The 11,163-nt window shown below is 72.7% G+C and carries 9 protein-coding genes; 7 read left to right on the forward strand and 2 right to left on the reverse strand.

Features of this window, described 5'->3' with window-relative positions; translation table 11 throughout:
• Positions 1–44 precede the first annotated feature (44 nt).
• The 3 genes from ACFV2X_RS30250 (at position 45) to ACFV2X_RS30260 (ending at position 3,261) form a co-directional block, all read left to right on the forward strand.
• The gene (locus ACFV2X_RS30250) at positions 45–512 is read left to right on the forward strand and encodes a PH domain-containing protein (protein WP_385622385.1); all 468 of its coding nucleotides are present in this window, start codon (positions 45–47) and stop codon (positions 510–512) included.
• A 224-nt stretch (positions 513–736) separates the two neighbouring features.
• Entirely contained in the window at positions 737–2,134 is a 1,398-nt protein-coding gene (locus ACFV2X_RS30255) for a hemolysin family protein (RefSeq protein ID WP_385622387.1), read from the forward strand.
• Positions 2,131–3,261, forward strand: a complete 1,131-nt coding sequence (locus tag ACFV2X_RS30260) for a hemolysin family protein (protein WP_385622389.1) — start codon at positions 2,131–2,133, stop codon at positions 3,259–3,261. The genes ACFV2X_RS30255 and ACFV2X_RS30260 overlap by 4 nt, the downstream gene beginning before the upstream one ends.
• Before the next feature lie 22 nt (positions 3,262–3,283).
• On the opposite strand, the gene ACFV2X_RS30265 is transcribed toward ACFV2X_RS30260, so the two are convergent.
• Positions 3,284–5,182 carry an AAA family ATPase gene (locus ACFV2X_RS30265; protein ID WP_385622391.1) on the reverse strand — a complete coding sequence of 633 codons (1,899 nt, stop codon included), beginning with the start codon at positions 5,180–5,182 and terminating at the stop codon, positions 3,284–3,286.
• A gap of 425 nt (positions 5,183–5,607) precedes the next feature.
• A complete protein-coding gene (locus ACFV2X_RS30270; protein WP_385622393.1) occupies positions 5,608–6,294 on the reverse strand; it encodes a uridine kinase in 687 nt (228 codons plus the stop codon).
• 218 nt (positions 6,295–6,512) lie between these two features.
• Between ACFV2X_RS30270 and ACFV2X_RS30275 the strand changes: the two genes are divergently transcribed.
• The 4 genes from ACFV2X_RS30275 (at position 6,513) to ACFV2X_RS30290 (ending at position 10,929) form a co-directional block, all read left to right on the forward strand.
• Positions 6,513–7,904 carry a peptidase C39 family protein gene (locus ACFV2X_RS30275; RefSeq protein ID WP_385622395.1) on the forward strand — a complete coding sequence of 464 codons (1,392 nt, stop codon included), beginning with the start codon at positions 6,513–6,515 and terminating at the stop codon, positions 7,902–7,904.
• A 198-nt stretch (positions 7,905–8,102) separates the two neighbouring features.
• On the forward strand, positions 8,103–9,869 hold the full coding sequence (locus ACFV2X_RS30280) for an FAD-dependent oxidoreductase (protein ID WP_385622398.1): 1,767 nt from the start codon (positions 8,103–8,105) through the stop codon (positions 9,867–9,869).
• The gene (locus ACFV2X_RS30285; protein WP_385622401.1) at positions 9,866–10,366 is read left to right on the forward strand and encodes an Hsp20/alpha crystallin family protein; all 501 of its coding nucleotides are present in this window, start codon (positions 9,866–9,868) and stop codon (positions 10,364–10,366) included. The genes ACFV2X_RS30280 and ACFV2X_RS30285 overlap by 4 nt, the downstream gene beginning before the upstream one ends.
• 134 nt (positions 10,367–10,500) lie before the next feature.
• Complete coding sequence (locus ACFV2X_RS30290) at positions 10,501–10,929, forward strand: DUF2267 domain-containing protein (RefSeq protein ID WP_089510307.1); 429 nt, start codon at positions 10,501–10,503, stop codon at positions 10,927–10,929.
• The last annotated feature ends 234 nt before the right edge of the window (positions 10,930–11,163 follow it).

Consider the following 11,163-nt stretch of genomic DNA (forward strand, 5'->3'; position numbering starts at 1 on the left):
CGCACCAGACCCACCGTTCCTCTCACGGAGAGACCCCACGCCACGTGTCCGCCTCTGAGCCGGCGCCCGCGCAGCCCCCTGCCGGGCTCCCCGCCCTCCCCGTCACCTTCCGGCCGACCCGCACCCGGGCCGTCCTGCTGACCACGGGGGTCGCCCTGGTCGTCGTCCTCAGCGCGATCGGGCTGCTCCTGGAGCGGCTGAGCCCGGGGGAGAAGCTGAGCTTCGTCTTCACCGGTCTGCTGTTCTTCGGGGTGCTGGCGCTGCTCAGCCGGCCCAAGGTGGTCGCCGACGCCGACGGGGTGACCGTCGTCAACCTGACGACCAAGCGCCGGCTGGCGTGGGCGGAGGTCCTCCGGGTCAATCTGCGGCCCGGTGACCCCTGGGTCTACCTGGACCTCTCCGACGGCACCAGCCTGGCCGCGATGGGCATCCAGCCCGGCATCGCCAAGGCCCGCGCCATCGACGACGCACGCACTCTGCGGGCGCTCGCCGAGCAGCACGGCACGCACTGACGCCGCCCGATCGGCCCTGTCCGGGTACCGGGGCCTGCCCGGAAAGCCGGATCCTTGATTACTCTGTTGCGGGGGCGCTGCCAGTGCCCCGGCCCGTACCACCTGTCCGCGCGCCGTTGTGCGCGCCCTGGCAGGCCCCTGCGACCCGAGGAGTGACTCCCTCCAGAGATGGACGGATCGTCCTGTAGTACCTGCGCCGCCCCTCATCAACCGATGGCGGCGGCATGAGCACCACCCTGTCCCTCCTGCTGCTCGCCGCAGCACTCGTATTGATCCTCGCCAACGGCTTCTTCGTGGCGGCCGAATTCGGTCTGGTCACCGTCGAGCGGCCGGACGCCGAGCGCGCCGCCGCCGAGGGCGACCGCCGGGCCGGCACCGTCGTCGAGTCCCTGCGCGAGCTGTCCTTCCAGCTCTCTGGCACCCAGCTCGGCATCACCATCACCTCCCTGGTGGTCGGCATGCTCGCGGAGCCGGCGCTCGGTGAGCTGCTGACCCCGCCGCTGACCGCCACCGGGCTGCCGCACGGCGCCGTCTCCGGTGTCGCGGTCGTCGTGGGCATGCTGGTCGCCTCCGCCGTCCAGATGATCGTCGGCGAGCTCGTGCCCAAGAACTGGGCCGTCTCCCGGCCGCTTCAGGTCGCGCGGTTCGTCGCCGGGCCGCAGTACGCCTTCGCGCGCTTCTTCCGCCCGGTCATCTCCCTGCTCAACACGGTCGCCAACCGGCTGGTGCGGGCGCTCGGCGTCGAGCCCACCGAGGAGCTGGCCTCCGCCCGCACCCCCGGTGAGCTGGTCTCCCTGGCCCGCCACTCCGCGCGGGCCGGCGCGATCGAGCAGGACACCGCCGACCTGTTCGTACGGACCCTCTCCCTCGGCGACCTGACCGCGCAGCATGTGATGACCCCGCGCGTGCGGGTGAGCGCCCTGCAGTCCTCGGCGACCGCGGAGGATGTGCTCAACCTCACCCGCGCCACCGGGCTGTCCCGCTTCCCCGTCTACCGCGACCGCCTCGACGAGGTGGTCGGCATGGTGCACCTCAAGGACGCCCTCGCGGTGCGCTCGGAGGAGCGGCTGCGCACCTCGGTCGCGCGGATCGCCCAGCCCCCGGTGCTCGTCCCCGAGACGCTGCCCGTCCAGCCGCTCCTGGAGCGGCTGCGCAGCGAGCAGCCGATAGCCGTCGTCGTCGACGAGTACGGCGGTACGGCGGGCGTGGTCACCCTGGAGGACATCGTCGAGGAGCTGGTCGGCGAGGTGCGCGACGAGCACGACGACGAGGCCGCGGACACCCCGGACCTCATGCCGGCCCCGGCCGAGGACGGCCGCCCCGCCTGGGAGGCCGACGGCGGCTGCCGCGTCGACACCCTGCGCCGGATCGGCCTGGAGGCGCCGGACGGGCCGTACGAGACGGTGGCCGGGCTGGTCGCCGACCTCCTCGCGCGGATCCCGGCCGTCGGCGACACCGCCGAGCTGCCCGGCTGGAAGCTCTCGGTCCGGCAGGTCGGACACCACCGGGCCGAGCGGGTGCGGATCATACGCACCGGCACCGGAGCCGAGGCGGCCGCCGCCACCGGCACACTCACGGCTAGCGGCGCCGCCGGCGGCGCCGTGCGGGGGGCGGAACGATGAGTCTGGTCCAACTTCTCTTCGCCGCTCTCCTGGTCCTCGCCAACGGCTTCTTCGTCGGCGCCGAGTTCGCCCTCGTCTCCGTCCGCCGCAGCCAGATCGAGCCGCGCGCGGCCGAGGGCTCGGCCCGCGCCCGTACGGTGCTCACCGGCCTGGAGAACCTGCCGCAGATGATGGCGGCCGCGCAGTTCGGCATCACCATCTGCTCGCTGACGCTCGGCGCGGTCGCCGAGCCGACCGTCGCGCATCTGCTGGAGCCGGTCTTCCACGCCGTCCATCTGCCCAGCGGTCTTGTCCACCCCCTCGGCTACGCCATCGCGCTCGCGGTGGTGGTCTGCCTGCACCTGGTCATCGGCGAGATGGTGCCGAAGAACCTGGCCATGGCGGCCCCCGAGAAGACCGCGCTGTGGCTCGGGCCCGGCCTCGTCACCTTCGCCCGGCTCTGCCGGCCGGTCACCGCGCTGCTCGGCGCCTGCGCCCGGCTGGTGCTGCGGCTGTTCCGGGTGGAGCCCAAGGACGAGGTCGAGGCGGTGTTCACCAGCGAGCAGCTGACCCACCTCGTCGAGGACTCCCGGCAGGCCGGGCTGCTCGACCCGGGCGAGCACGAGCGGCTTGCCGACGCCCTGGAGCTGGGCAGCCGCCCGGTCACGGACGTCCTGCTCGACCCGGCGGGCCTGGTCACCGTCGACCCCTCGGTCACGCCCCGACAGATCGAGGAGCTGACCGTACGGACCGGCTACTCCCGCTTCCCGGTGCGCGGGGCCGGCGGGGCCTTCATGGGCTATCTGCATGTGAAGGACGTGCTGGACCTGGAGGCCCGGGAGCGGGCCGTACCCCAGCATCTGTGGCGCCCGATCGGGACGCTGCGGGCGGAACTGCCGCTGGACGACGCGCTCACCGTGATGCGGCGGGCGGCGGCGCATCTGGCGGCCGTCGCCGACGCTTCGGGCAAGGTGCTGGGGCTCGTCGCCCTGGAGGACGTCCTGGAGATGCTGGTGGGCGAGGTACGCGACCCCGCCCACCGGGCCGGGCCCCGTGACCGCGTGGCCGAGCCCCGCGGCGAGCTGGCGCCCTCGGCGCAGTCGGCTTCTGCGGCCTCGTCGGAGGAGGAGCGGGCGATGGTCGGCTGAGCTTCGCGGCGCCTGCGGCGGGTCACTCCAGCGGCGGGTCCTGCGGGTCGCGGTACATGGGGCCGCGGCCCGAAAGGACCTCACCGTAGGCCTGCATCAGATCCGGCAGCCGCAGCGTGGCCAGGTCCTCGCGGGTCGGCGCGCCGGTCCAGCCGGACAGCCGCAGATCCCGGTAGGCGCAGCTCTTCTCGTACAGCGTCCGCAGAAACCGCCCGTTGCCCAGCTCGTCGATCCAGCCCTGGTCCACGACGTGCCCGCTGATGGAGCGCAGTTCCTCCACCGCCTCCTCGTCCCACATGTCGCCGTTCTCGGCGGCCAGCACCTCGCCGATCCGGGTGAGCTCCAGCGGGCGGTAGCTGGGGAAGTCGACGCGCGTCGTGAAGCGCGAGCCGAGGCCGGGGTTCGCGGCCAGCAGCCGGTCCATGCCCTCGGGGTAGCCGGCCAGGATCACCACGAGGCGGTCGCGGTTGTCCTCGGCGCGCTTGAGCAGCACCTGAAGCGCCTCGTCGCCGTACGCGTCGCCCTTGCTGTAGCCGGAGTTGGACAGGGAGTACGCCTCGTCCACGAACAGCACCCCGCCGAGCGCCGAGTCGATCAGCTCATTGGCCTTCACGGCGGTCTGGCCCAGATACTCGCCGACCAGATCGGCGCGCCCGGCTTCGACCAGGTGGTCGCCGCCCAGCAGTCCGAGCGCGTAGAAGACGCGGCCGAGGATCCGGGCGACCGTGGTCTTGCCGGTGCCGGAGGGGCCGGAGAAGACGAAGTGCCGCTTGGGCGGCTGGACCGGGAGGCCCTGTCCGGCGCGCAGCCGGGCCATATGGAGCTGCGCCGACAGCGCCCGCACCTGCCGTTTGACGGGCTCCAGGCCGACCATGCGCTCCAGCTCCTGCAGCGCGTTCTCCAGCAGGACCGGGTCGGAGGGGCCGGGCTGCGGGGGCACGCCGACCCGCTCGCGCGGGCCGTCGGAGGCCACCACGGGGGAGCTCACCAGCGGCGAGCCCTCCGGATCCGGGCCGGTGGTGCGCAGCTCGCGGCCGTCCGGCGGATCGGCCGTGACCAGCGGGTCGGGGTCGGTGGCGGCGTCGCGGCCCTCGGCGGCGTCCTGGCTGCCGAGTCCGGCCAGCGATACGGCGGCCAGATCCGCGGTCTCGTCCAGGCCGTCGCCCTCGGCTATGGCCGCCAGCCGGGCCGAGGTGTCCATGAACGTCGGGTCGATACGGTGCACCGCGCGGTAGAGGGGCAGCGCCGCGGCGCTGCGGCCGGTGCCCTCATGGGCGCGGGCCAGCCAGTAGCGCAGCTCCTTGCGCTGCGGCTGCTCGCTGCGGCAGCGCATCAGGGCGGCGGCGAGCAGCGGTTCGGCCTGGCCGAACATCTCCAGGCGCACCCGGGCCATCCCGCCGAACAGCCCCGCCTCGATGCCCAGTAACGGATCGTCCAGCAGCGGTTCGGTGTGCCGAACCAGCTGCTCCCAGTCCTTGACCAGATACGCCCGGCAGGCGTGCAGAAAGCGCGCCTGCGGATCGGCCTCGACGGGCGGGCAGCCGGCCAGGGCCCGGTCGAGCTCGGGTACGTGGCGGCCGTCGAGCCAGTGGGAGGCGTGCGCGAGCAGCAGGTCCCGGCTGGTCTCCAGCACCGGCTGAACCCACCAGCCCAGCCAGTACCAGGAGTTCAGGGTGCGGTGGTGGCGGGCGCGCTGCTCGCCGAAGCGGTCGCGGTGCCGGTACATCCGCAGCAGCGCGGTCGTGGTGTCGGCGCGGAGTGCGTGCAGGCCGAGCCAGGCGTCGGCCATTCCGGGGTCCTGCCGCACCGCGGCCCGGAACTCGTCCTCGGCCTGCGCGTATGCGCCCATGGTGTAGGCGTCGACGGCGCGCAGCCAGGCGAGATCGGCTGGGGCGTGCGAACTCTGCGTGCCGAAATCCATCACGTCCCCCACAAACCCTGCCCCCGTGGTTGCCGCAGGGGCGGCTGCCCCGTTTTCGCATCGTACCTGCGCAGGCCGCATGGGCCGAGGGTGCCGCACGGCTGTTCGTGTCCAACTTGCCTGGCCGGGCGGCGTGCGCGGGGGCGCACATGGGGCGCGAAAGGCCGGAAGACGCTGGTCACCGAGGGTGAGGGGGGCGTGGAGCAAAAGCGGCGGAAAGGGACTTCCGGCGAACCCCCGGAGGGGTCCCCGGACAGGACGAAGCCCCCGATCACGGGGGAACAACCGGGGGCTTCGCGTTGTGGGGCGACTCGTACGAGTCGCACATTGAGAACGTAAGACCTGTATGGGCCCCGGGTCAAGCCGAGTTGGGGCGCGCGTCGCGGGTCTGGAGCGCCGACCGGGTGCGGCCCGGACGCTCGCGGTTACGCAGTGTGAGGTCGAGGGGAGGTTCGGGCCGCCACGGCAGGCCCCGCCAGCAACTCGTACCCCTCTTTTCGCTGCACTACCAGAGTTTCGGCATACGGGCGCGAAGGGTCCACGGCGAAATGTGCGCGCTCGGCGGGAAGCCAGCCGTCCCAGAATGTGGACAGCTCCGGTCCGTCCCGCAGCTGTCCCCGCCGCCAGGACTCCGCGTCAGGCACCTCCATCCACAGCAGCCGCGCGAGATGGGCGCGCAGGGAGCGGCGGCCGGTGCCCACGCCCTCGATCAGCACCACGGGAGCGGGGGCGAGCCGCCGCCGGTCGGCCGCGAAGCGGCGCTCCACCCAGTCGTACGCGGCGTACCGGGCGGCGGCGCCGCGGGCGAACGGGACGAGGACCTGCTCGCGCAGCCGCCCGGTCCAGGCGAACAGCTCCTCATGGGTGGCGAGGTCGTCGGTGTGCAGCACGGGGGCGCCGCCGAGCGCCGCCGCCAGCCGCCCGGCGAACGTGGTCTTACCGGATCCCGCGTGCCCGTCCACCGCGACCAGCCGGACCGGTCCGCACGAGGGCGGCAGCGCGCGCAGCCGCCCGGCCAGCGCGTCGAGCGCATCGGGCTCGCCTGGCGTGTCGGGCGTGTCCGGGGCGGCGAGGGGACCGGGCGGGGCGGTGGCTATGTCGGAGAGGTCCATCGCCGACCACCTTACGGCCCCTCCCCGGCCCGGTCGCGCCGCCGTTTTCCGGCTCCGTGCGCACCCCGTCGTTCCCTCCGCCTCACTCCAATGGTCCACACCAATATTGATGAGGTGCCGCACCGGGAATCACTGGCCTGACACCATTCGCAGCGGCCATAGTTGTGCGACTGTCGCGCACCCGCGGCCCACCCGGACGACGACTGGGGGAACCCCGTATGACCAGATCCGGAGACGGATTCACACCTCGCCGCACCGTGCTCGCCGCCGCCATCGCCGTCACCTCGGCGACCGCGCTGTCCGCCACGGGCGCCGCGGCCGCCGAGGCGGTGCGCCCGGGGGCCCGGCCCGCCCGGAGAGCCGCCGCCCCCGCCATCGGCTACCACGGCTGGACCAGCCTCGCCGACTGGCGGGCCGGAGCGGGCGACGGCATCCGCGCCGAGGCCGGAGCCCGCCCCGGCGTGGTCATCTCCCGCCCCGCGGGCACCGCCGACTACACCGATCCGCACACCGGCACCACCGCTGCCTGGGAGTACGCGACCTGGACCTCCCCGATCCACACCCTGGCCCATCCGGCCACCGAGGTGATCGTCTCCTGGAACGCCCGCACCCCGGCCTCCACCTGGATCCAGGCCGAGCTGAAGGGCACCTACTCCGACGGCACCGACACCCCCTGGTATGTGATGGGCCGCTGGACGTCCGGTGACGGGATCGACTCCATCCGGCGGACCTCGGTCGACGACCAGAGCGACGGCAAGAGCGCGGTGTGGACCGACACCTTCTCCGTCGACGACCCGGCGAGCGGGCTGCGGCTCGCCTCGTACCAGCTGCGGCTCACCCTCTACCGCAAGCCCGGCAGTGGCCTGACGCCCAAGGTCTGGCGCGTGGGCGCGATGGGCTCGGACGTCCCCGACCGCTTCGAGGTGCCCGCCTCCACCCCGGGTCTGGCCGGCGGCCGGGAGCTGCCCGTGCCGCGCTACTCGCAGGAGATCCACAAGGGCCAGTACCCGGAGTACGACAACGGCGGCGAGGCGTGGTGCAGCCCCACCTCGTCCCAGATGATCGTCGAGTACTGGGGCCGTAAGCCCACCGCCGAGGACCTGGCCTGGGTCAACCCCGACTACGCCGATCCGCAGGTCTGCCACGCCGCCCGGTACACCTTCGACTACCAGTACGAGGGCTGCGGCAACTGGCCGTTCAACGCCGCGTACGCCGCCACGTACCGCGATCTGCAGGGCGTGGTCACCCGGCTCGGCTCGCTGAACGACGTCGAGAAGCTGATCGCCGCCGGCATTCCGGTGATCACCTCCCAGTCCTTCCTCAAGGAGGAGCTGACCGGGGCCGGTTACGGCACCGCGGGCCATCTGATGACCGTGATCGGCTTCACCGCCGACGGCGACGTCATCGCCAACGACCCGGCGTCCGCCGACAACGCGGCGGTCCGCCATGTCTACAAGCGGCGCGAGTTCGAGACGATCTGGCTGCGCACCAAGCGCTACAACGCCCAGGGCAAGGTGGCCTCCGGCACCGGGGGCGTGTGCTACCTGTACTTCCCGGCCAAGCCGACCGCGAGCCAGCGCCGGGCGCTGCAGGAACTGGGCATCCGCTGAGCCCACCGGCGGCGCCCGGCCCCGGGCCCGCGGCCCCGGGCGCCGCCCTCCGCCCTGCACCCTTCTACGACCGCACCTCGGCCATGATCCGAGGTGCGGGCGGCCCTCCGGCTGCCCATCCTGGACAGGGGGAGGTCGTCGCCCGCAGCGCGAGGAAGGGTGAATGTCCATGGCCACCCAGCCCGAGCCGCCCGCCTGATGACCGGCGAGGCGATCCCGTTCGAAACGCCGGACCTGTACGGCGCGTTCCCGCGGCTGACCGAGGAGCAGATCGGGTCCCTGGCCGAGCACGGGCGCCGCTTCCCCGTCGAGCCCGGAGAGGTGCTGATCCGCGAGGGCGAACGGGCTGCCGAGTTCTTGGTGGTACTCAGCGGCTCGGTGGCCGTTGTCGAGGACTTCGGCGGCCCCGGTGAGCGGGTCCTGCGCGTGCACGGCCAAGGGCGCTTCCTCGGCGAGGTGGGGCTGCTCAGCGGCCAGGTCGCCTTCACCACCACCCGGGCAGGCGAGGCCGGGGAGATCCTGTCCGTGCCGGTCGACCGGATGCGCGTGCTGGTCGCCCGCGACCCCGGCCTCGGCGATCTCGTCCTGCGCGCCCATCTGGGCCGCCGCGCCCTGCTGGTCGGCGCGGGCGCGGGCTTCCGCGTCATCGGCTCCCGCTACTCGCCGGACACCGGTAGGCTCCGCGAGTTCGCGGCCCGCAACCGGCTGCCGCACCGCTGGACCGACCTGGAGGCGGACCAGGAGGCCGAGGCGGCGCTGCGGCGGTTCTCCGTCCGGCCCGAGGAGACGCCGATCGTCATCTGGCGGGCGCGGGAGGTGCTGCGCAACCCCAGCAACGCCGAGCTGGCCCGGCTCATCGGGCTGACCGCCCCGCCGGCCGCCGAGGAGGGCCGCTGCGATGTGCTCGTCATCGGCTCCGGCCCGGCCGGGCTCGCGGCGGCCGTCTACGGGGCCTCCGAGGGGCTGTCCACCGTCGTGATGGACGCGATCGCCACCGGCGGCCAGGCCGGCACCTCGTCCCGGATCGAGAACTACTTCGGCTTCCCGGCCGGGATCTCGGGCGCCGAACTCGCCGAGCTGGGCGTCTTCCAGGCGCATAAGTTCGGGGCTGCGGTCCGTGTCCCGGCCGAGGCGACCGCGCTCGCGCCGGACGACGGCCGGTACCGCGTCGCCCTGGCCGACGGCGGCGAGGTGATCAGCCGCAGCGTCGTGCTGGCCACGGGCGCCCGGTACCACCGCCTGGACGTGCCGGGGATCGAGCGCCTGGAGTCCACCGGCGTGCACTACGCGGCCACGGTGTACGAGGCCCAGCAGTGCCGCGCCGACCCGGTCGCGGTGGTCGGCGGCGGCAACTCCTCGGGCCAGGCGGCGCTCTTCCTCGCGGACCATGTGCCGCGCGCGTATCTGCTGGTCCGGGGCGCCGACCTCACGGCCAAGATGTCCCGCTACCTCATCGACCGGATCGAGCGCCACCCCCGGGTGAAGGTGCTGTGCAACACCGAGGCGCGCGAGGTGATCGGCGAGGACGCGCTGCGGGGCGTCGTGGTGGAGAACAACCTCTCCGGCGAGCGGCGCAAGCTCGACGTCCGCGCGCTGTTCTGCTTCATCGGGGCGGTGCCCCGCACCGCCTGGCTGGCCGGCTCGCTCGCCCTGGACGACCGCGGCTTCGTGGTCACCGGCGCCCCGGCGCGCGCCCGGGCGGGACCCGCGGTCTGGGAGGGCCATGACCGCGGCTCCATGCCCCTGGAGACCAGCTTGCCGGGGGTGTTCGCGGCGGGCGACGTACGCAGCGGCTCGGTCAAACGGGTGGCCTCCGCCGTCGGCGAAGGGGCGATGGCGATCCACCACGCCCATGAACACCTCAGCCACCTCGCCACCTATGCTCCGCCCGGCCCGCCCCTCGAGCCGGACGGTGGACACAACACATCCGCGGATCACCGAGAGGACGGAGGTGATGGGCGATGAGCATGCCCGTCCGACGTACGCGAAACGAGGGCGCGCTGGAGCGTCAGCGCGGCTGGGCCCGCAGCCCGCTGGCCGAATTCGACGATCTGCTCAACCAGATGGGCGGTCTGCTCGAATCCACGGTCGGCGGCACGATGCCGGGCGCCGCCCTGGCGGCCTGGACGCCGTCCGCCGACGTGTCCGAGACCGACGAGTCCTACCACGTGCAGATCGAGCTCCCAGGCGTCAGCCGGCAGGACGTCGATGTCGAGGTGAGCGGGCCGGAACTGGCCGTTTCGGGGGAGATCAAGGAACGGGAGAGCAAGGGCGTCCTGCGCCGCACCACGCGCCGTACCGGCCGCTTCGAGTACCGGATGCGGCTGCCGAGCGAAGTGAACACCGAACGCGTCAAGGCGAGCATGTCCGAGGGGGTGTTGTCGATCGACATCCCCAAGGCGGAGACCACCAAGCTCCGCCACATCGAAATCACCGAGGCCGGCGAGAGCGGGGGCCGCTGAGCCCGCCGAAGGAGGCTTCGTCCCGCGGTGGGGCCCGCCCCTTCGGGCGTGTTCCGCCGCGGCCGGCGGACGAACGCGGAACGCCGCGGACGAACGCGGCAGGACGTCAGTAAGGACGGCAGAAGGACAACGAGATGGTTGCGACAGGCTTTTCCTCGTTCGACACCATGGTCGACAAGGCCAACCGGCTTCTGAAAGAGATCGAAGAGGCGTACGGCTGGCCCAAGGAGCGCCGCAAGCAGTCGTACGCGGCCCTGCGCGCGGTGCTGCACCATCTGCGGGACCGGCTCCCGGTCGACGAGGCCGTGCAGTTCGGCGCGCAGCTCCCGACCTTGTTGCGGGGGGTCTACTACGACGGGTGGCGGCCCGCGCACACACCGGTGAAGATGAACAGTGAAGAATTCTTCAGACGGGTCCGCGCGGACTTCCCGTACGCGATCGAAGGTGACACCGAGCAATTGGTGCGCACCGTTCTGCAAGCCCTCGAGCACCATGTCAGCGAAGGCGAGTGGAATGATCTGAAGGCGCGGTTGCCGTCGTCGCTGGCCTCCGTCATACCTTAGCGCCGCCGGGTAATTGCCCGGCTCCTCCCGGCTTTTCCGTTCCTGACGCCGAAAATGACCAAGAAGCGGACTAGCGATTTCCACTTCACGCTCCACAACGGACGGTTGATCAGTAATCTCGGCTCAGCAGCGGGTTGCCCTGCCGCTATTCGTCATGCTCCACTTCCCCGAGGACGCGGACGACCCTGAGGGCGGCCCCGGAAGCCGGAAGAGGGCGAGGAAGTGCAGGACGTG

It is taken from the genome of Streptomyces sp. NPDC059679 (genome assembly GCF_042734105.1).
In the GTDB taxonomy this organism is placed as follows: domain Bacteria; phylum Actinomycetota; class Actinomycetes; order Streptomycetales; family Streptomycetaceae; genus Streptomyces.

Coding starts and splice junctions, on each gene's coding strand:
- ACFV2X_RS30265 (WP_385622391.1), bottom strand. CDS start 5,182: ATGGATTTCGGCACGCAGAGTTCGCACGCCCCAGCCGATCTCGCCTGG.
- ACFV2X_RS30275 (WP_385622395.1), top strand. CDS start 6,513: ATGACCAGATCCGGAGACGGATTCACACCTCGCCGCACCGTGCTCGCC.
- ACFV2X_RS30285 (WP_385622401.1), top strand. CDS start 9,866: ATGAGCATGCCCGTCCGACGTACGCGAAACGAGGGCGCGCTGGAGCGT.
- ACFV2X_RS30280 (WP_385622398.1), top strand. CDS start 8,103: ATGACCGGCGAGGCGATCCCGTTCGAAACGCCGGACCTGTACGGCGCG.
- ACFV2X_RS30260 (WP_385622389.1), top strand. CDS start 2,131: ATGAGTCTGGTCCAACTTCTCTTCGCCGCTCTCCTGGTCCTCGCCAAC.
- ACFV2X_RS30255 (WP_385622387.1), top strand. CDS start 737: ATGAGCACCACCCTGTCCCTCCTGCTGCTCGCCGCAGCACTCGTATTG.
- ACFV2X_RS30290 (WP_089510307.1), top strand. CDS start 10,501: ATGGTTGCGACAGGCTTTTCCTCGTTCGACACCATGGTCGACAAGGCC.
- ACFV2X_RS30270 (WP_385622393.1), bottom strand. CDS start 6,294: ATGGACCTCTCCGACATAGCCACCGCCCCGCCCGGTCCCCTCGCCGCC.